Origin of the sequence: Singulisphaera photorubra, from assembly GCF_045290345.1 — a bacterium.
Classification (GTDB): Bacteria; Planctomycetota; Planctomycetia; order Isosphaerales; family Isosphaeraceae; genus Singulisphaera.
Window position 1 is genome coordinate 3523549 of sequence record NZ_CP155447.1, and the last position, 20511, is coordinate 3544059.

15 protein-coding genes and 1 pseudogene are annotated in these 20511 nt (G+C 62.1%); 10 read left to right on the forward strand and 6 right to left on the reverse strand.

The window, feature by feature from the left end; translation table 11 throughout:
- Positions 1–2796, reverse strand: a complete 2796-nt coding sequence (uvrA, locus tag V5E97_RS13485) for an excinuclease ABC subunit UvrA (protein ID WP_406699837.1) — start codon at positions 2794–2796, stop codon at positions 1–3.
- A gap of 615 nt (positions 2797–3411) precedes the next feature.
- Here uvrA and V5E97_RS13490 point away from each other — a divergent pair.
- Both V5E97_RS13490 and V5E97_RS13495 read left to right on the forward strand, forming a co-directional pair.
- Entirely contained in the window at positions 3412–4284 is an 873-nt protein-coding gene (locus V5E97_RS13490) for a substrate-binding domain-containing protein (RefSeq protein ID WP_406699838.1), read from the forward strand.
- Positions 4285–4364: 80 nt separating this feature from the next.
- Positions 4365–5303: an ABC transporter permease gene (locus V5E97_RS13495; protein ID WP_406699839.1), complete on the forward strand. Its 939-nt coding sequence runs from the start codon at positions 4365–4367 to the stop codon at positions 5301–5303.
- 493 nt (positions 5304–5796) lie between these two features.
- On the opposite strand, the gene rpsI is transcribed toward V5E97_RS13495, so the two are convergent.
- Together rpsI and rplM are read right to left on the reverse strand one after the other, a co-directional pair.
- The gene (rpsI, locus tag V5E97_RS13500) at positions 5797–6198 is read right to left on the reverse strand and encodes a 30S ribosomal protein S9 (RefSeq protein WP_406699840.1); all 402 of its coding nucleotides are present in this window, start codon (positions 6196–6198) and stop codon (positions 5797–5799) included.
- 275 nt (positions 6199–6473) lie between these two features.
- Positions 6474–6896: pseudogene (gene rplM / locus V5E97_RS13505) on the reverse strand (50S ribosomal protein L13); the annotation flags it as partial.
- A 365-nt stretch (positions 6897–7261) separates the two neighbouring features.
- Here rplM and V5E97_RS13510 point away from each other — a divergent pair.
- Together V5E97_RS13510 and V5E97_RS13515 are read left to right on the forward strand one after the other, a co-directional pair.
- Positions 7262–7828, forward strand: a complete 567-nt coding sequence (locus V5E97_RS13510; RefSeq protein WP_406699841.1) for an RNA polymerase sigma factor — start codon at positions 7262–7264, stop codon at positions 7826–7828.
- Positions 7812–8402, forward strand: a complete 591-nt coding sequence (locus V5E97_RS13515; protein WP_406699842.1) for a hypothetical protein — start codon at positions 7812–7814, stop codon at positions 8400–8402. Before V5E97_RS13510 ends, V5E97_RS13515 begins: the two co-directional genes overlap by 17 nt.
- A 262-nt stretch (positions 8403–8664) precedes the next feature.
- On the opposite strand, the gene V5E97_RS13520 is transcribed toward V5E97_RS13515, so the two are convergent.
- The 3 genes from V5E97_RS13520 to V5E97_RS13530 form a co-directional block, all read right to left on the reverse strand.
- The gene (locus V5E97_RS13520; protein ID WP_406699843.1) at positions 8665–9738 is read right to left on the reverse strand and encodes a DUF1559 family PulG-like putative transporter; all 1074 of its coding nucleotides are present in this window, start codon (positions 9736–9738) and stop codon (positions 8665–8667) included.
- Positions 9739–9895: 157 nt separating this feature from the next.
- Complete coding sequence (gene alaS / locus V5E97_RS13525) at positions 9896–12514, reverse strand: alanine--tRNA ligase (protein ID WP_406699844.1); 2619 nt, start codon at positions 12512–12514, stop codon at positions 9896–9898.
- A 222-nt stretch (positions 12515–12736) separates the two neighbouring features.
- A complete protein-coding gene (locus V5E97_RS13530; RefSeq protein ID WP_406699845.1) occupies positions 12737–14197 on the reverse strand; it encodes a trypsin-like peptidase domain-containing protein in 1461 nt (486 codons plus the stop codon).
- Between the two features lie 577 nt (positions 14198–14774).
- Between V5E97_RS13530 and V5E97_RS13535 the strand changes: the two genes are divergently transcribed.
- From V5E97_RS13535 to V5E97_RS13560, 6 genes are all read left to right on the forward strand, one after another.
- Positions 14775–15647 (forward strand): MotA/TolQ/ExbB proton channel family protein, encoded by an 873-nt coding sequence (locus V5E97_RS13535; protein WP_406699846.1) that lies wholly within the window; start codon positions 14775–14777, stop codon positions 15645–15647.
- A gap of 28 nt (positions 15648–15675) precedes the next feature.
- Entirely contained in the window at positions 15676–16137 is a 462-nt protein-coding gene (locus V5E97_RS13540; protein WP_406699847.1) for an ExbD/TolR family protein, read from the forward strand.
- Between the two features lie 55 nt (positions 16138–16192).
- Positions 16193–16714, forward strand: a complete 522-nt coding sequence (locus V5E97_RS13545) for an ExbD/TolR family protein (protein ID WP_406699848.1) — start codon at positions 16193–16195, stop codon at positions 16712–16714.
- A 94-nt stretch (positions 16715–16808) separates the two neighbouring features.
- Entirely contained in the window at positions 16809–17708 is a 900-nt protein-coding gene (locus V5E97_RS13550) for a hypothetical protein (protein WP_406699849.1), read from the forward strand.
- Positions 17709–17744: 36 nt separating this feature from the next.
- The gene (locus tag V5E97_RS13555) at positions 17745–18413 is read left to right on the forward strand and encodes a hypothetical protein (protein WP_406699850.1); all 669 of its coding nucleotides are present in this window, start codon (positions 17745–17747) and stop codon (positions 18411–18413) included.
- 249 nt (positions 18414–18662) lie between these two features.
- Positions 18663–19706 carry a HEAT repeat domain-containing protein gene (locus tag V5E97_RS13560; protein WP_406699851.1) on the forward strand — a complete coding sequence of 348 codons (1044 nt, stop codon included), beginning with the start codon at positions 18663–18665 and terminating at the stop codon, positions 19704–19706.
- The last annotated feature ends 805 nt before the right edge of the window (positions 19707–20511 follow it).

Here is a 20511-nt window from a genome sequence, read left to right on the forward strand (position 1 = left end):
TTAAGATTTCGATTCGAGCCAATGGGCCAGCACGCGGCCCGTGGCCGTGTCCGTCCGGGCCACCTCTTCCGGGGTTCCCTCGGCCACGATCCGGCCCCCTTCGTCCCCCGCGCCTGGGCCGAGGTCGATGATCCAGTCTGCACAGGCCATGATGTCGGGACTGTGCTCGATCACGATCAATGACTGGCCGAGGTCGAGCAACGAGTTCAGCGCGTCGAGGAGTTTGAGCGTGTCGGCCGGATGAAGGCCCGTGGTTGGTTCGTCGAGCACGAAGAGGGTCTTCGACCGGCTCGCCGACCGGGTCATTGCGCTGGGCGAGGTGGCCAGGTAGCTCGCGAGTTTCAGCCGCTGTGCCTCGCCGCCGGAAAGGGTCGTGGCGGGCTGCCCGAGACGGAGGTAATCGAGCCCGACGTCGAGCAAGGGCCGGAGCCGCGACTGCACCTTGGGGCGGTGTCGGAAAAAGGCGAACGCTTCGCGAGCGGTCAGTTCGAGAACCTCGGCGATGTTCCGCCCTCGGTAAGTGATCTCGAGGGTTTCCGGGCGATACCGGGTCCCTCGGCATTCGGGACAACGCATCATCACGTCAGGCAAGAATTGCATGTCGATCGCAAGGAACCCGTTCCCTTCGCATGAGTTGCACCGGCCTCCTTCCACGTTGAAGCTGAACTGGCCAGCGCCGTAGTTGCGGAGCTTGGCATCGTGGGTAGCGGCGAACGTCTTCCGGATCTCGTCGAATGCTTTCAGGTAGGTCACCGGGTTGGACCGACCGGACCGGCCGATCGGCAACTGATCGACGAGCACGACTTCGTTGATGTCGTTCGTGCCGGAGAGCGTGGAGTGGGGGGCCGCCTGGAGCGCCTCGTTGCCGAGCCGGCGGCGGAGCGCGGGGTAGAGCGTCTCCTCAACAAGCGTGCTTTTGCCCGAGCCGCTGACTCCGGTTACAACACAGAAAACGCCGAGCGGGAAAGAGACGTCGATGCCTTTGAGGTTGTGGCCTCGCGCTCCGGTGAGTTTCAAGTGGCCTCGATCGCGGGGCCGTCTCCGTTCGGGAATCAGGATTCGCCGTCGCCCGCTCAAGAAGTCGCCCGTGGCGGATTGAGGAGTGTCCACGATCCCGTCGGGGGGCCCGTTGTAGAGCAATTGCCCCCCCGCCTCACCCGCGCCTGGGCCGATATCGACCAGTAAGTCGGCCGTGCGAATAATCGCCTGGTCGTGCTCGACGACCACGACCGAGTTCCCGGCGTCCCGCAACGAGCGGAGGATCGCGATCAAGCGATCGCTATCTTGCGGATGCAAGCCGATCGAGGGCTCGTCGAGAACGTAGAGCGTATTGACCAGGCCCGAGCCCAGCGCGGTCGTGAGTGTCACACGTTGGGCCTCCCCCCCCGAGAGGGTTCGTGCCTGGCGGTCGAGCGTCAGGTAGCCGAGCCCGATCCGTTCCAGGTAGTCGAGTCGGTCGCGGATCTGCCTGACGACGCGCTGGACCACTGGGTTTCGCTCGGTCTCGGCCAAGCCGGCGAGAAAGTGCGTCACGTCGCTGATCTTCAGGGCCGAGACTTCGGCGATATTGTGCTCACCGACCCGGACGGCGAGCGACTCGGGACGCAACCGCGCTCCGCCGCACGCAGGGCAGGGGGAGTAGCCCCGCCATCGGCTCAGGAAGACCCGCACATGCATCTTGTACGACTTCTTCTCCAGCCAGCGAAAGAATCCGCGGAGGCCCGGGAACTCGTGGCCCGGATCCCCCTCGACGATGGTCTGTTGCTGTGCTTCCGTCAGATGTTTGAACGGGACATCGGTGGGGATTCCCAAGGCTGGGGCCACGTCGAGCAGGTCGGCAAGTTGACTGCGGTAGGCTGGGGTCGTCCAGGGGACGATCGCTCCCCCTCGGATCGTCTTCGACGAGTCCGGGACGATCCGATCCATATCCAGGTCGATGACTCGGCCGAATCCTTCGCAGGTTGGGCACGCCCCGAGCGGGCTATTGGAGCGAAAGAGTCGAGGGTCGGGCTCGAGGTAATCGATTCCGCAATGCCCACAGCGCCAACCTTGGTAGAAGGTCAGCGTGTCGGATTCGGTCAGGACCCGACATCGCCCTTGCCCCTTCGTGAACGCGGTTTCGATCGAGTCGAGCCGTCGCTCGGGAGAGTCGGATCCTCGCACCAGGCGATCGACAACCACGTCGATCGACCCGTCGGCGGGCATCGGGAACGCTCCCGACTCCAGCGAGATGATCTGGCCGTCGACCCGGACCCGGGCGAATCCGTCCTCGCGGAGAATTCCGGCCAGCGCTTCGCGGTCGGAGTCGGGGCGGATCTCCATGGGGAACGCGATCTGATATCGTGTTTTCTCCGGGAGAGCGTCGATGGTCCGCGCGACGGTCGCCGGATTGGCCGGCTCAACCACCTGGCCGCAGACCGGGCAGACCACCTGACCGGTTCGGGCAAAGAGCAGGCCGAGGTAGTCCTGGATCTCAGTGACCGTGCCGACCGTGCTCCGACTCGACCGTCTTCCGCCCGAGCGCTGGGCCACGGCGATGGCCGGAGGGATCCCATCGATCCGGTCGGCATCCGGCTTATCGAGTTTTTCGAGGAATTGCCGGGTATATGCCGAGAAAGTCTCGATATATCGTCTCTGGCCCTCGGCGTAGAGCGTGTCGAACGCCAGCGAACTCTTCCCCGAGCCGCTGACGCCTGTTAACACGATCAACCGGTTCAGAGGGAGGTCGAGATCGATCCCCTTCAGGTTGTGAACCCGCACGCCACGGAGCCGGATGCAACGCGAATCATCGGCCATCAATTTGGCCCTTCTTGCCACGATTCTCAAGGGTAAACCGTCATCGTACTCACTAGAGTCGGGACGTGGCCAGGGGCCGAAGCGAACGGGGAAGGCCGACTCCTTCCCAAGCGGTTCACCTCCAAAGACACCCCATCCCTGAAAATGTTCGACACGGATCGTCGATTACCACCATCGCCCGGGCACGGCAATGTCGTCCCGTCTTTTTTTGTGTGGAAGTTCCGGACTCGGGCGTCATCGGACGAGGAATTTCGATCGTTCCGTACGTCCGGGCGACGCGGCGAGGCCTGGCCCATGGGTCTCATGTTCCCTGGTTTTCGTTCTCCTGAAGTGAACCGATGCGTTTCGCTTCGCAATCGGCGCGGTTAAGATGATCGGTCTCTACGATTCTGGGCATCTCGCCTGAAGGGGAACAACGTGCACACGACCTGGACTCCACGCAAGGGCCGTTGGCTCTGCGTTCTTGCATTGCTGGCTTCAGCTGGCTGTGGTGAATCCAATGAGTCTTCGATCCCGAAGCCGGGATCGGCCTCATCAAAAGGGCCGTCCTCGGGTCCCAAGATTCTGTTCATCACGAACGGCAACTCAGATTGGTGGAGCGCCGTCGAGAAAGGAATGCATGACGGCGCCGAGAAATTCGGCGCCCAGGTCGAAATGCGACGCAATGATGGCCAGCGCGAGGGGCAGATCCGCCTGCTCGAGGATGCCCTGAGCCGCTCCGACGTCCAAGGCGTGGCGGTCTCCGTCCTGGACGCGGCGACGCCCGGAATTGCCGACAAGATGCGTGAACTTGAGAAACAGGGCAAGGTGGTCATCACCATCGATTCGGACGGCCAGCCCGATACCCGCAAGGCCTACATCGGCACGAACAACCGCAAGGCGGGCGAAGAGGCAGGTAAAGTCGCCGCGATGCTTCGACCCGCCGGAGGCAAGGTCGCGATGTTCGTCGGGGTCCCGTCGGCGGCCAACGCGATCGAGCGGCGCGAAGGGTTCTTCGCGGGGTCCGGCAAGGCGTTTACGCAGGCCGAGGTTTTCTCCGACGACAACGACCTGGCGCGGGCATTGACGAACGTGCAAACCGCGATCGAGAAGTACCCCGACATCGGCGTTCTGGTGGGAATCTGGTCATATAACGCACCTCGGATCGCCGAGGAAGTCGGCAAGTTTCCCGACCTTCGCAAGCGGGTCACGGTCGTCACGTTCGACCTGGATGAGCAGGCTGTCGAGCATGTCGAGAAGGGGCGGATTGACGCCGCGGTCTGCCAGAATCCTTATGAGATGGGTTATCAAGGGGTTCGGCTGGTCAAGGCCTTCGTGGAAAAAGACAAGTCGACGATCGAGGAGATGCTGCCGGGGGGGGCAACGATCATTGATACGGGAGTACGTGTGATCGTTCCTACAAAAGAGTCACCCGTGAAGGGGGACAGCGTGATCGATATCAAGTCGATGAAGGAGTGGTTGACCAGCAAGGGCCTGAAATCGTCATGACGAAAGACCCAGCAACGCGAATGGCATCCCCGGAGGTCCGGTCGTGGGCCTCCATCTTTCGCGCACCGGAGTGGGGGTTGGTGGCCGGTATCATTGTGGTGCTGGCCTTGATTTACGTCTTCAACCCCTCACGTAGCTTTTTCTCCGCGTACACCCAGCAGGCGCTGTTTCATCAGGTGGCCCTCTTCGGAGTGCTCTCGATTGGAGCGGCCTTGGTGATCATCACCGGGGGGATTGACCTCTCGGTTGGTTCGGTGGTCGCGTTGGCCTCGATCGTGAGCGCGAAGTTGTTGACCGACTGGCTTCGCGGCGGCGAGGCCACGGCGATTCCTCCGTCCCATGCGCTGATCGCGCTTGCGATTGCGTTGACATTGCTCATGGGGCTGGGAATAGGCCTGGGTCATGCGTTTATGATCAATTGGCTCGGGCTTCCTCCGTTCATCGCGACCCTGGCCACGATGGCCGGGCTGAGGAGCGTGGCGATGCTCCTTTGCAAGAACCAATCAATCAACATTCCCTTCGACGCTTACCGGATCCTGGGGAAAGAACCGAAGTGGACCCTGGCGATCTTCGCCGTGGTCGCGATCACGGCCAGCGTCATGATGGGGAAGACGGTTCTGGGCCGGCACCTCTATGCGCTGGGGGGAAATGAGACGGCCGCGCGGTTGAGTGGTCTGCCGACGCGACGGCTCAAGGCGGTAGCCTATGGTCTTTCCGGCATGCTTGCGGCCCTGGGCGGAATCCTCTTCACCGGCCGGAGCGGCCAGGCCGACCCTCGGTTGGGGGTCTCCTACGAGCTCTACGCGATCACGGCGGCGGTCGTGGGCGGGTGTAGCCTCTCGGGAGGGCTCGGGTCGATCCGAGGCACCGTCCTCGGCCTTTTCCTGATTCAGATCGTGATCAAGGGGACCGCGATCGTGGTGAAGGGGGTCGACCCGTCCCAGATCGAAGGATTGGTGCTGGGCACGGTAGTCGTGCTTGCCGTAGCGTTTAACCAGCGATTCCGTGGTCGCGCCTGATCGATCGTGCGAAGTGCGGCAGGCGGTCGGGTCGGGCTGACTCGATCGTCACCGGAGCTCTTGAACTTCCCTCGCTCCGCGCCGCCGAGGGTGCTGGAGCAGATCCGCCAGACGTGAGTTGATCCGGTTTGCGGTCCCTGGGGCGCCCGCGGTCCCAGGGACTGCACCGTGCCGATTCTCAAGGGTTCCTGATTTCTTGGGACGCTTCGAAATCCAAAATAAACAACGATCCGCGATTGGGCGAGAATCGCGCGGGATTTCCGGCCCGGCCGTATCCCCCACGGCCCAGGGCCATTCCTCAGACTCACGCCGACCCCGAGGGGATTACGGCCGGGCCGGCCGTGCTACTGCAAACCAACCCGTTGCGGTAACCGCAAGAATCATCGGCGCTTTCGCTCTTTCGCGGATCGTTGAAAAAAAAACGGGACCGCGGATCTCGAAGTGATCCGCAGCCCCGTCATTGAATCTCGGAAGGATCCCAGAGTCTCCGCGATTATCGCTTGGAGAACTGGAAGCTCTTACGGGCCTTCTTATGGCCGTATTTCTTACGCTCGACCATACGGGCGTCGCGGGTCAGGAAGCCATGGTCGCGGAGGATGGGTTCGAGGTCGCTCCGGTGCTCTTTGAGAGCACGGGCCAGACCGAGAACAACCGCGCCCGCTTGGCCATGCTTGCCGCTGCCCTTGACGTTGACGAAAACGTCGATCCGGTCCGACATTTCGGTGCGGACGAGAGGGGCGCGGACATCGTTCCGCTGGACTTCCAGAACGAAGTAGGCGTCGACCTCGAGGTCGTTCACCAGGAACTTGCCGGTCCCTTCACGGATCCGGACGCGGGCCACCGCCGTCTTGCGTCGGCCGGTGCCCCAGATGAAGGGTTGTGCCGCAGTGGCCATCGCTGTTTCGGTCCTCTCATGGCGTCTGGAACCCCTCGCTCGCTCAGTCCGTCGAGAGGTTCCACGAGCCGATCGTTGATTCAATCAATGTTCAGGAGCCGCGATTACGTCTCAGTTCACTCCGAAGCCGGAGCTGTGTCCGGAGTCGTGGGAACTTGCCCGGCCGTAGCCGGCGTGTCTTCAGCCTTCGGAGCCTCGGCCTTGACGCGAGGAGCCTGAGGAATGGCCTTGGGCACGAACAGACCACCCGCGGGCGCCGGACGGCCGAAAATGCCATCCAGGGGTAGCGGTGCCTGCGCCTGATGCGGGTGCTGGGAGCCGGCGTAAAGCTTGAGCTTCCCGAGCATGTGGCGGCCAATTTTGTTCTTGGGCATCATCCGCTGAACGGCGAGCTGCAGAATTCGCTCAGGCCGGCGCTGGAACAGCTTCCACGCGACCTCGTCCTTCTGACCGCCGGGATGTCCCGAGTAACGCTGATAGGACTTCTGTTCCCACTTCTTGCCGGTGAAAACCACTTTGTCAACGTTAGTGACGATGACAAAGTCGCCGGTGTCGATGTGGGGCGTGTACGTGGGGCGGTGTTTGCCCATCAAGATCGGCGCAATTTGCGCGGCGAGTCGGCCCACGACCAGATCGGTCGCGTCGATCACGTACCAGCTCTTTGTAAGCTCACCCGCCTTCGCCTGATAACAATTCATGAACGTGGGCTACCTAACAGACGTCGAGCTCGAAAAGCGCCCTAACTTGGTGCGAAACGACTATCTTATCGGCGCTTTTGCGCACGTCAAGGCCGAATCGTAGGGTCGCCCAATCGATCGTGGATGTCAAGCGGCTCGCCCACGCTGTCCTGTGCGACCGTTGTTCCAGAAGGGGAATCGTTAAATTCACCCCTGCAAGAACTGAGACTGTCGCATTTAGCCGCAGGACCGACGGTGGCGAGCGAACAGGGGTTTAAGTTACTCGACTGTGGGTTCGTAGTAAATAGCCCTCCTCGTCAATGAACCGGTTTGGCGGTTCTCACGACTAGAGAATTGTGACCAAGGCCAAAGGGGAGGAGATGGCATTGCCTACGACGCGTCAGACTCATGACCTCGAACTCCTCGTCCTCCGCTGTCAGCGTGGAGAGCCCTCGGCCTTCGCGGAGTTGGTGCGGCAATGGGAGCGGCGACTCTTCTTCTACGTTCGCCGGCTCGTGGCGAACGAGGCGGACGCCTGGCAGATCCTCCAGGAGGTTTGGCTTCAAGTGCTGCGAGGGATCCGCTCGTTGCGCGATCCGAGGCGCCTGCCGGTCTGGCTCTATGCCGTCACCCGCAACACGGTGATGAGCCATCACCGCGAGGAATACGCCCGCGATCGAATTCTCGACGCGGTCGAGCGGCTCGAGTCGACCCAGGAATCCGAAATCGACTCCTTCGATGACGCCGAACAGGTCTATCACGGTCTCGCCCAGCTTCCCCGGGTCGATCGTGAAGTCCTCACCCTTTTCTTTCTCCAGGATCTGAGCATCGACGAGGTGGCCGAGGTGCTCGGTATTCCTCCGGGCACGGTCAAGTCTCGTCTCTTCAAGGCGAAGCAACGACTTCGCGATATTCTCGACCCAGAAGGAGATCGTTATGAGTCAGCCTCGTGATGCGATGGGTGAGCGATTACTCGGTTTCGACGCTCCCGACCCGGCCATCCAACAGCGCTTTGGAACCGAGCTCCATTCCCACCTGGAGACTCACCTCTCCAGGTCCCGACGCGTTCAATTCGTGGCCATGGGCCTCTCGGGTCTTATCGGCAGCCTCGTTTGTGGGTCGTTGGCCCTCACCGAGCCGGCGACGACCCCCATGGCCGTCAGGAGCCTCCTGGCCCTCTTCGCGTCGTTCGGCCTTGGTTGGACTTTATTGGCCACCTGGGTCCTCGCCCGGGGGAGGGGAAACTTTATTGCTCAGCGGACCCTGGCCGCGCAAATGGCGTTTGGTTTTACCCTGACCGCGGTCGTCGCCCTCTCCTTGGTGACAGTCAGCCTGGGGCGTGAGGCGGCCGGCTTTCCGATGTTGGCGACGGGCCTCGCCTTGCTGATTCTCGCCGCGGTGCTCCTGACCGATGTCCGGATCGAACGTGCCGAACTGACGATTCGAGAACAGATCCTCCGCGTCGAGTCCCGGCTGGTCGAACTGGTCGAGGCAAGCGGTCGACCGCTCGGAACCAAAGAAGAGTGAGCGTGAGTGCGGTTCCCGCCCGGATTTCGTTCGCGGAACCGAGGGGTCGGGTTGGATGAGCCGGCGATCGCGGGGAGCATGTCCGGTCGCCGATGGTCGAGTTAAGGCGTAAATGATTCCAATCATGGATATAATGACAACGAGTTCGATCACGGCGCTCATCAGTCGTTGGCGGCTGATTTGGAGCCTTGGCATGGCCGGGACCTCGATTGAGAAGTCACAAAGTGAGCCCCTCGCTGTGCTGAGACTCGACGATGCCGCCTCAAAAGTCCTCGAGAGAGATCACCTCGCCACCATCACGGCTGATCAAAGCACGGAGGATTTCGGGAGAAATGCTCTTTTTGAGAATCCGAGTACCGCCGTTGGCGAACAAGGCGTTGGCTATGCCGGGATGATGGCTTCCGATTCGAGGGGGCGGCAGGTTGGGGGCGAAGGGCAAGTCCTCGGGTTTGGTCCAGGGGATTGGGGCTGCCGACTCGACAATCATCAGAGTCGTTCGGAGCTCATCGGTCACTTCGTCGATCGAGACCGGTCGATTAGCCTCGAACAAGGCCCCATGCCCCACGACGAGGGTGTACCTGGTTCTCTCCGCGTCGTCGAGCCCATCGCTGGGACATGCGTAGAGCGAAGGCATCTCTCGCAGCAGCATCCGGTTATGCGGACTATCCCAAGCCTCGTCGAGCTTGAATTTGCGGTAGAGTGGACCCTGGTTCAGAAAGGGAAGCAGGCGGACACGCCAGCTCAGCAGCGCCTTGCCTTCGGAGTCGACGATTGAGGTATGAGGAAGGCCCCCATGGATGTTTTCATAAAGGAACAGGGCCTGGCCGATTTGCTTCAGATTGCGTTCACATCTTCCACGATGGACCGCCTCGGGAGAGCGGCTGACGCCCGTGTAAGGGATTAGGAGCAGGATGAGGATAAGAACGAGTGAGCATTCAAACATGCCGGCGACGATCCCAGTCGTCGCCATGCCCGCTCCCCTGATGTGGCCTCGGCTCGATTGGATCTCCCTCCAACCCTTCCACCCGTAAATGATGGCCCAGATACCGAGGAAGGGGCTGAGTACGATCAGCGGACCGCCGCAGATCGATGCCAGGCCAAGCAGCCCCAGGACGAGGCTCGTGATCGCGTGCTCGCTATTCCGCTCGGGCTGAGGGACGGAGGTGGCGAACGCATCCTCAGCGTTCAGCTCCCAACTGGGCGGGGAATAGAGAGCGACAGCCGCGTGAGGAAGGTTGAATTCTCGGCCACAGGCCGAGCACCGCGCCCTGCGTCCGGCGTATTCTTCGCGGGTCTGAAATTGCTTGCCGCAGTCACACAGGACCAGGATCGCCACGAGCAGACCCTCCGCGACAGGGAATTGCCGACGGGACGGGTGAGAACAAGGTCCCAACTCTCATCCGATTCAGGGGCGGACGAGACTTCAAGGTCGTCGATTCCCCCCCCCGGCGTGGAACTTCACGCCGGGGGGGGGAATGATCGATCGAGTTCCGTCAGCTCGCGAGCTTCGCCTTGATGGACTCAAGAGCTTTCTCGAGCGCCGCGGGGACTTGCTCGGGGTTTTTGCCGCCGGCTTGGGCGAGGTCGGGTCGGCCGCCTCCGCCGCCGCCGACAACGGGGGCCACATCTTTGAGCCAGAGGCCGGCGTGCAAGCCGCGGGCGATCATGTCGGGGGTCAGGCCGGCGGCCAGGCTGACCTTGCCGTCGGCGACGGTGAGCAGGAGCACGGCCAGGCCGGTCTCTGCCTTGCGCCGGAGGACGTCGATGAGCTGGCGGAGCTCGTCCGGAGAAGAACCGTCAACCAGTTGGGTGATGACCTTCACGTCGCCGAGCACCGTGGCGGCGGCGAGCAGGTCGTCGGCCGAGACTCGAGGAGTCGTGTCCGTCCGGCGTTGCGAGGCCTGCTTTTTGAGGGTCTTGATCTCTTCGAGGAGTGCGGAGACACGCTCAGCCACGAGGTTGGTGGGAACCTTCAAGGTTGACGCGACCTCGGCAAGCAGGTCTTCTTCCTGACGCACATACTCCAGCGCGGCCTTGCCCGTGAGGGCCGTGATCCGCCGCGTGCCGGCCGCGACCGACTCTTCGCCGATCAGCTTGAAGAGACCGGCCTGGCCGACGTTGTCGAGGTGCGTGCCGCCGCACAGCTCCCGGGAGAAATCTCCCATCTGGACGACGCGAACCACCTCGGGGTACTTCTCGCCGAAGAGGGCCATGGCGCCCAACGACTTGGCCTCGCTGATCGGCATCGTCGTCCAGGAGACCGGCTCGGCCCGGAGGATGCGTTCGTTGACCGTTTCCTCGATGGAGCGGAGCCGTTCACGGCCGACGGCCTCGGGATTGGCGAAGTCGAACCGCAAGCGGTCGGGCTCGACCTTGCTGCCGGCCTGCTGGGCGTGTTTGCCCAAATGAATATGCAGGGCGTGGTGCAGGACGTGGGTCGCCGAGTGGGCCCGACGGATCGCCTCCCGGCGCTCGGGATCGACCCGGGCCTGGACCGTTTCCTCGAGCGTGACCGTCCCCTCGATCACCTGCCCGATGTGCAGGGTGAAGTCGTTGTCCTTCTTCGTGTCGGTGACTCGGAAGAGAAAATGCTCCCCCTTGATTTCGCCGAGGTCGCCAACCTGGCCGCCGCTCTCGCCGTAGAAGGGCGTGCGGTCGAGAACGAGGACGACCAGCGGGGCCCCGTCCGCCTCGGCGGTGGCCGAGTCGGCCAACTTTCCTTGCTCGAGGATCCCGATGACCTTGCCTTCGGCCTCGGTAGTGGTGTAGCCGAGGAACTCGCTGCCATGGTGATACGACGACTTGAGCGTATCGAGCGGGCCCGTGGCGAAGACGGCCGCGGCCCCCTTCATCGGGCGCGAGATTTCCCCGTGCGCTTCCATCGACTTATCGAAGCCAGCGCGGTCGATTCGGAGGTTGTGCTCGGTCGCCAGGCTGTCGGTAATGTCGACCCAGATCCCATACGTCTGGTGGAGGTCGAAAACCTCCTTGCCCCCGATCGTGTCCGACCCTGCGGCCTTGGTCTTCCGGAACAGGTCGTCGAGCCGTTTGAGGCCGTTGTCGAGGGTGCGGAGGAACTGCTCCTCTTCCTCGCGGATCACGTTCCGGATCCGGGGAACGCTTTCCTTGAGCTCGGGGTAGGGGCGTCCCATGACCTCGGCCACGACGGTCGGCAGTTCGTGCAGGAAGGGGTCGCGCTGGCCCATCTGGTAGGCGTCGATCACGGCCCTTCTGAGAAGGCGGCGGAGGACCGAGCCCTGCTTTTCGTTGGAGGGCTTGACGTTTTCGTGGATGCAGAAGGTCAAGGCGCGGGCGTGATCGGCCATGCGGCGGATTCGCGTCCCGTTCGGCCCGTCGGCGACGTAGTCGACTCCAAGTTGCTGGGCGACGGCGGCGACGATCGGCTTGAAGATGTCGGTGGCGAAGACGGTGGGTACCCCTTGCAGGCAGGCTGCCGCGCGCTCCAGACCCATACCGGTGTCGATGTTCTTCTTGGGGAGGGGTTCGAGCTCACCGGGGCCAAGTCGGTTGAACTGGGTGAAGACCAGGTTCCAGATCTCGACTTCTTTCGGCCCGTTGCCGTGATAGAAGATTTCCGAGCAGGGGCCGCAGACGCCGTTCGGTCCGTGCGTCGGCGCTCCGGCCGGCCAGAAGTTATCGTCCTCACCCAGGCGGGAGATCCGGTTGGCCGGAACCTTGACCTCCTTGCGCCAGATGTCGTAGGCCTCGTCGTCGTCCAGATAGACCGTGATCGTCAGCCGCTCGGGGTCGAGCTTGAGGATCTTGATCAGGAATTCCCAGGCCCAGTGGATCGCTTCGCGCTTGAAGTAGTCGCCGAAGCTGAAGTTGCCCATCATCTCGAAGAAGGTTTCGTGGAACGCGGTCTTACCGACGTTATCGATATCTCCGGTTCGAAGGCACTTCTGGCAGGTGGTGGCGCGGGTGAAGGTGGGGTCGCCCAGGCCCATGAACTCCCGCTTGAACTGATTCATTCCGGCCGGCGTGAACAGGACGGTCGAGTCGTTGGGAACGAGCACGTCGCTGGGCCGGCGAACGCATCCTTTGGAAACGAAGAAATCGAGATAGGCGTCGCGGAGTTCGTCTGTGGTCATGTCGTCTGTGGCCAGGGGCTGGTACTATTGGATCGTCAAAAATACGCTCGGCGGCCGTCGACGACGGCGACGAAGACAATTCGGTCCGTAACGAGGAGAAATCATAGCAGACAGAAGGAGATCGATGAAACGTGAGCCCACGGGAACCGGCATCTCGATGCACCTCGAGCGGATTTTCGGAGGCCTGGGAAACCGGCTTCTCGACTCCTGTCGTTGCTTGATTTAGTTCACGATGATCGGCCGCTGGTCGGTTTCCAGTTTAACGGGTCCGGAGAGGTTGGCGACGGCCTTCATGAATTCGCGAGGATTGCGAATATTTCGGCCGCCGACGGACCGGATCACTTGCCCTTTTTTGAGTCCCGCCTTCTCGCCGGGCGAGTTGAGATCAACTTCCTTCACCGTCACCCCGCCGCGGGCCATGATATCGAGAGTCTCGGGGCCGAAATTGGTCTGGGGCATCGTGCTCATATAGTCGACATGAATCCCTCGCCACGGGGAGGGGCGATTGGTGGCGATGACTTCGCCGTTGACGGGAGCCTTCGCGAGTTGGACGGTGCGCTCGATCGTCTCATTCGATCGCAGTAGCTTGAGAATGACGCTCGAGCCCGGTGTGAAGTAGTTGATCGCCAGGTAGAGGCTGTCCACGTCGTGGATCGGAATGTCGCCCACGGAGAGGATTGCGTCCAGGGCGTGAACATCGCCCTCGGCGGCAGGGGTGCCCGCCTGCGCGGATTTCACGCGGTTCGAGAAGTTATCGGTATCCAGGGCGACGCCGAGAAATCCGTACTCGACCTCTTTGCCGAGTTTGAGCGTTTCCACGGCTCGTCTGCCCATCGCGTCCATCGGGATCGCGTAGCCCGCCTGGGCATCGAAGCCCGCGGCGTTGGCGCTATTGGAGGTGAGTCCGACCAACTCACCTTTGAGGTTGATGACGGCCCCGCCGCTCATACCCAGGTTGAGCTTGGCATCGAGCTGAAGCAAGGTCGGGTAATTCTTCAGCGACAGGGGCTCCTCCTGGGTGACTTCGAGCCGTCGCGCGACGTTCGACAAGATCCCCCAGGTCGCGGAGGGCCGGCCGTCCTGTCCGGCCGCGTTGAACGGGTTGCCCAGAGCGAGCAGGAACGACCCCTTGCGGAGCTTGGTCGCGTCGCCGAGCGGTAACGCGGTGAGCCGAGGAGGCGTGATCCCGGTCCCTACCTTGGGCACGATGACCGCAAGATCACTCCGGGGGTCGGCCGCGATGACCTCGGCGTCGAAGCTCTGCTTGCCCATGGCGCGAACGTAAATTCTCTTGGCGCCTCGAACCACGTGAAAGGCGGTCAAGATCTCCCCACGATCGCCGATGACGACGCCGGAGCCGAAATCGAACGAGATCTGGTCCGGGCCGAAGACATCATTGGGCATCACATCGATCCGGCCCCTCAAGATCATGGCCTGATCGGGTGCCTCCGGCAGGTCAGCGTCAGCGGCATTACCGGTACGACCCTTCACAGCCGTGGTCGCTTCGACATCGCCTTTTTCTCGCGCAATCGCGACGATCGAAGGCTCCGCTTTGGCGATCGCGTCGGCCAGGACCGATTCCATCGCGGTGACGACTTCGAGTGGTGAACTGGCCGCGGGACCGCTCGGCGGAGAATCCGCGAGGGCCAAGAACAGACACACCAAAGAACCGAGGTTGTGCATCGGCGATCACCCCACCCGCGTTCCAGACACCGGATGCGACCGGAAGGAACGCCCAGTCCGTCCGTCCCGATCTGAATCGTGACTCTCCCTTATTTTTTCCACTTCTCCTCACCAGAGCAACCCGTAAGCCGTTGGATGGCTCGAGCGGTCGGTGTCCGACCCTCGACTTGGAACGCGATTCTCGCCTGACTGTTCACGGAAAGACATTTCGAGATAGAGTGGAAATATCCTGGCCCCCACGAAGTCTCAAACGGCCAGGACGGACGTCTCCTCGAAGCGTTTGATCAGGTTGCGTTCCGCGCGTGTGGATGTGTTCCGGATGCGGGTTGGAAATGGCGTCCGGGAGAGTTGACAGGGTCACGCCTCCATCGGATAGTGGATGCATCTGGAAGCGAGTTTCCCCGAACGAAGCCGGTGTAGTCACGATCTCGCCCCCTCCTTTCTGAGGTCGTGAGCGCCCCGTTCCCTCGGGTGAGAACCTTCGAGGGAGTTGTGACCGGAGAGCGATCTTTTCGATCAAAAGGGGATCGCCCCCCACCATCTCGGCTGGATATCTACGAAGAGGGAGAGACTGGCGATGCCGACGTTGCTCCGGTCAACCAGCGTGTATCAACGACGGGCCTGGACCTGGGCTCTGTTTGTTCTGGGCTCCTTGTTCCTCCTCTCGCTCGCCCCGGCCCCGCCCGCGGCGGCTCAGGAGGCTCCGAAGGAAGCGGCCAAGGAAGAAGCTCCCGCGGTGAAGGACGAAGCTCCGGCAGCCGCACCGGCCGCGGCACCGGCGAGTTCGAATGAGTCCGCGGCGCCGAAGACCAAGTCGTTGCTCCGGTGGGCGCTTGAAGCTTCGGGACCGATCGGGGTCTTCCTGCTGTGCCTCTCGGTCTATTTCACGGCGGTGGTGATTCGCCTGTTCATGGAGTTGCGCTTGACCGAGGCGGTCCCTCCCGCCCTGGTCGAGAAGATGGAAGTGGCCATTCGCGACAAGAAATTCCAGGAACTCTACGACGCCTGCAAGGATAATGACTCGTTCCTCGCCCGCCTGGTCAGAACCGGAGTGGCCAACCTGCCCAACGGTCGACCGGAGGCCAAGGAGGCGATGAACCAGGTGAGCGACGAGATTGTGATCGGCATGGAGGCGAAGATCAGCTACCTGGCGATCATCGGCCAGCTCGGACCAATGATCGGGTTGGTCGGCACGATCTGGGGCATGATCATGAGCTTCCAGGAAATCGCCACCGCGGCCGGCTCTCAGCCCAAGCCGGAGAAAGTGGCGGAAGGGATTTCCACCGCCTTGTTCATTACCTTGGAAGGTGTCGCCCTGGCCGTGCCGGCGATCTTCTTCTTCTCGTTGTTCCGCAACCGGATCGCCGTGATCACGATGGAAGCGACCCGGGTCGCCGACCGGACGATCGCGTCGCTGGTTCATGCGGCCAAGCAGGCCAAGTCAGGCTGACACCCATCGAAGACGGAGGGCGTGGCCAATGAGTTCCGAGATGTCCGCCGAACCGAACCTGACGCCGTTGCTCGACGTCGTGTTCCAGTTGATCACGTTCTTCATGCTCGTGATCAACTTCGGCGATCAAAACTACGATCAACGCGTTCGCTTACCCGTTGCAGGCTCGGCCCGGCCGCTTGACGACAGTGCTCAAGCGGTCAACGAGGACCGCCTTGTCTTGAATGTCGACCAGCAAGGGCGTCTGATCATGACCGGCGTGGTCCTCACGCAGCAGAAGGCGCTTGAGGAAATCAAGCACCAGGCCGACCTGGTGAAGTTGAACCTGAAATCGGCTGGCATCAAGCTCAATGCGACGAAGGATCTGCCGACCACGATCATTCTCAGAGCCGACCGTGATACGGATTTCTCGTCGCTCTACCGTCTGATCACGGCATGCCAGGCCAACGGGTTTCGGAAATTCGCTCTCAAGGCGATGAACGCCGGTTGATGCCGCTTGGCCGCCTTTCCTGACTGGCACAAGGTTCGTTTCCGAGGGGATTCCCTTGAGTCGAAATCAAGGCCGCCGCAAGAAGTCGGAACAGAGCCTGGAAATCCCGGTCACGCCGATGCTCGACATGGCGTTCCAGCTTCTGACCTTCTTCATCCTGACGTATCAGCCCATGCCGGCGGAGGGCCAGTTCGTCATGAACATCATGCCAGCCGCCCCGGCCACCGATATCAACGCCCAGAGTCCTGAGACGACGCAGGCCAACCCCGACGTGCCGGCCGCCCTGCGGACCCTCCCGACGACGCTCCGCGCCGGTGAAGGGGGAGAGCTCGGCCGGATCATCCTGGGTGAGAACGACATCCAAGGGGGGATGGACGAGCTCAAGCAGCAGCTTGATGAGATATTTCGAGACCCGACGCTCCCCTTCGATCAGACCATGATCAAGGTTGACCCCGACCTGAAATACGCGGCGCTGATGCAGGTCATCGACGTGTTCTCAAGGGCGTTCAACGAGGCCAAGAAGGAGCCGAAGCTCAGCTTCGCCGAACTCTCGCCCGAGGAGCTGGCGGCCCCGTAGCCGCTTCCCGGCCGGCCAGCCGCTCCGAAGTTTCATCGCGATTCTCGCTCTGTCGTGGATCGTCGTTTTTTCTTTCGACGCACAGGATTTTGCCGTGAGCAAACCCAACGCACTCTTTCGAGGCTCGGAACTGCCACGGCTGCTCCTGCTCTTGGTCATCTTGATCGGGGGCATGGTCCTGTTGTGGAAATATATTTATTTCAAGAAAAACCCTGTCGAGGCCAACCCGGTGGCCAGGGTGCCGCTGGCGCCGATTGTCCCGGACAGGTCGCCCGAGTTCGATACGGTTCGGGATAAGACCGAGATCCAGCTTCGCGATATGGCGGCGTACAAGAAGCTTTTGACCCAGGTGGAAACCCTCAGTCCCGCCGAGCTCGCCAAGATCAGTCGACGCGATGTGCTCTCGATCCAGATCTGGGAGCACCCCGATCATTATCGCGGCGTCCCGATTCAGATTGTCGGCACCGTGCTTCGGGTGATGACCTACGAGAGCAAGCTCAGCCGTACCGGGCGACTTTACGAAGCCTGGATGGTCACGCCCGACAGCCAGCGCAATTTCTACGTCTGCGTCTTCGAGGATCCTCCCAAGGGATTCCCGGTCGGCGACAACCTCTCGGAACGCATCGTCTTCAACGGCTACTTTTTCAAGTTGATGAAGTACCAGTCGGGCAAGGATCTCGGCTTCTACGTCTCGCCGGTCCTCGTCGGCCGAATCGGCTGGTCCGAGCCCGTTGCCGCCGGCGGCGGCCAAGGGGGAGCACCTTCCCCCGCCATCTGGATGGCCGTGGCTGTCGGCCTGATGTTCCTCGTCTCCTTCTACCGCTGGATGTCCGGCTTGCGCCGGTCGCTCTCTCCTCTCTCGCGAGCGACTTACCACCGCGAGCACCCCAGCGAAGAAATTGCCCCCGAGGCGCTCACCGCCTGGCTCGAGAACGTGGGCGGCGAGGATCACGCCGGCGAGGCTGAGTCGGAACCCGAGGAACCGAAACGCTGAGCGGATCGACCCAAAATGAGGTCTGAAGAAACGCGCATGACTCCTCGATCCGACTCGGCAACGGCTGTGGATCCGTCGTCGATCGCGATCGCGAATCCCACGGCCAGACGCTCGAAGTTTTCGGTCCCCCTTCGCTTCACCATCAGCCAGTTGATGATCCTCACTTCGATCGTGGGCCTGGCCATGGCCCCACTGGCAATGATCCGCAAACACGACCGAATCGAACTCATCGTTGCGATGGTGGCCTTTGAGCTCATCGGTCTTCCCGCTCTGATCACGATCATTCTCTTATCGACGATGAAGCCTGGGCCCGCGCGGCTGAAAACCATCGCCTTTCTGAGTCTTCTACCCACCATACTTCTGACTTCGGCAGTTGGGCTCGTTTGCCTTGCGGGGTTTCCCTTCTCTTTGAAAATGGTCGCCCTTGACTTCGCCAACGGAAACTTCAGGCAATTGCCGATGCTGGGTGTGATTGTTTACCAGATTCTCTATGCGAGTTCCCGATTTCACTCGCGTTGCCCCGCATGTCATCTGCGGCGGCTCCGTTACATGAGGCCACCGCCGGAAAACGTCAGAAAGTGGTTCGTCACATTCGAGTGTCAAGAATGTGGGAAGCTTTCATGCCGAAATATGTTCAAGCTTCTGGCTCGGCCCCGGCAACTGGCTGAGACGGAGACCGGGCAAATTTCGTCTTCCGCCGGCTGAGACTTGCATCACCCTGATGGGGACGTGAATGGGAAGGAAAGCGGGGCAGGAGCCGGTCGCCAAAATCATTGGCTCGTCCGCGGAATCTGTGGCTGTGAAAATACAACGATTTGCAACTGGGCGAGAATCTCGCTAGATTTCCGGCCTGATCGAATCCGTAGCACGGTCGGCCCTCGTCTACTCATCGCTCACCGACATGGACATGCATCGAATCTCGGTAGTGGTACACCATCCTAAAAGGGGGGGCCAATGAGCGGCACCGCAGAAGCACCCGAACAACTACGGGCCCGGTCGCGGCTCGTCTTCCGGGTACGGTCGATGATGCTCTTGGTCCTCGCCGTGGCCATGCTGCTCTGGGGGCGCAAGGAGTGGGAACGCCGCCGGGCCGTCGATGCACTCACGGGCCGCTTGCCGCGGGGAGTGCTCGTCGGTGTCGACGGAAACGGCGTCCTGTTGGATGGGAATGGCAATGCGTTGCGGCAAACTGTCCGCGACGTCCGGGTGCTCCGGGCCGAGCCCCTGGCCGTTTCCGCGCTGCGATCGACGCTCCGGCTGGATCAGCTCGACCGGGACCCGAGCGCCGACCTGGCCGCCATGCGGGTCTACCAGTCGAGCAAGGCCACGATGGCGGCCCTCGACTGGCTCGGTAGCGACGCAGGCCCGGCCGTCCCTGAGCTGATCCAAATCCTGGAGGGGAGCTACTCCAGCCATCTGCGCGCGATGGCGGCCCGCACGCTGGCCCGCATCGGTGGGCATAACCCCCGCGTAATCGAGGCCCTGATCCGGGCCCTGGCCTATCGACCCCGTGACGGGGTTTCGCCCGCCACGATCACCTCGGCAGCCGCCGCCGCCCTCGGGGGGTTGCCCCGGGAGGTCGATCGTACGGCCGCGGTCCCGCCCTTGTCGCGCCTGCTCAAGCATCCCGATCCGATCGCGCGTGTCTGGGCCGCCCAGACGCTCGGAGCCGTCGGCCCTGATGCCCGCGCGGCGGTCAGCATCCTGGTCGAGGCCCTGGAGGACGAGTGCGCGCCTGTGCGTGCGGAGGCGGTTAACGCCCTGGGAGAGATCGCGACGGATCAACTCAAACCCCGCACCGATCCGCTGCATGCTGAACTCGTCCCGGTGCTCACTCCACTGCTAGGGGATGAGGATGCCTACGTCCAGGAGTTGACTCGCATGGTGCTACGCCGCTTCCGATCCCTCGCCGAGGTCCAGAGCCGGAGGGAGCGGCTCGAAGCCTTGATCGCTGCCGAGCACGCCGGTCTCCGGCCCGGCATCACTCCTGAGCGGTGACATCATTCAGATGGGATGTGGACCGGCGGGCCATCAATCTGCATCAGGGTACGGCTGGCCTGAGCCGGTGAGAACGGTTACTCGGGCTCGAAGCATCCTCGGCATCGGCTCCGCAGTCGCGCCGCGCTGCTGTGCGCATATAGTCGCGGAAAGCACAGAGTAACAGCCACCGCACAGTCCAACGACCCCGGACCATCCACCGTTTCCGGGGTGGCATTCGGCACTGCCACGGTGTTGATCTCACTGGCTTGTTTACTCGGCGTCGTCCTCGTTTCTTGCCCGATTCTGCTGGCCGCCGATGCGGCGAGGAACATACGAGCGATGCGTTACAAGCTGGACCCGTGAACGCTGTCCCCTCGCTCGGGAACAGAGACTTCAACGTCCTGGCGATTGCCGGGGGCGGCCGAAACCTTGGCCGTCCGCCACGATCGCCGACATCATCGGTGGAAGGCACGTTCGAGATTAAGATGCGCCAACCACTCATGCAGAGTTCGAGAACGCGTCGGTTTTGTCGAATCGAAGCTCGCGAGGCTTTTCTCGTCGGCCCGCACCTTTGCGCGAACGCCACCAGCCGAAAAAGAATCCGACATCTGTCTTACGGGCTGCGGCCCTGATAAAGTCAACCCGATATCCCAACGACACGACTGCCGACCATCGGTGCGGAAACCCGTAACGGTCAGTACCAGGACCGACGGCAAGGCGATCCAAGCCTCGATCCATCAGAACTCGCGCCGACTTCGATATGGGAGATGAGGTGTTTGTATGATGAGTTCTATGCGTAGAGCTGGAAATCGCAAACAAGGTC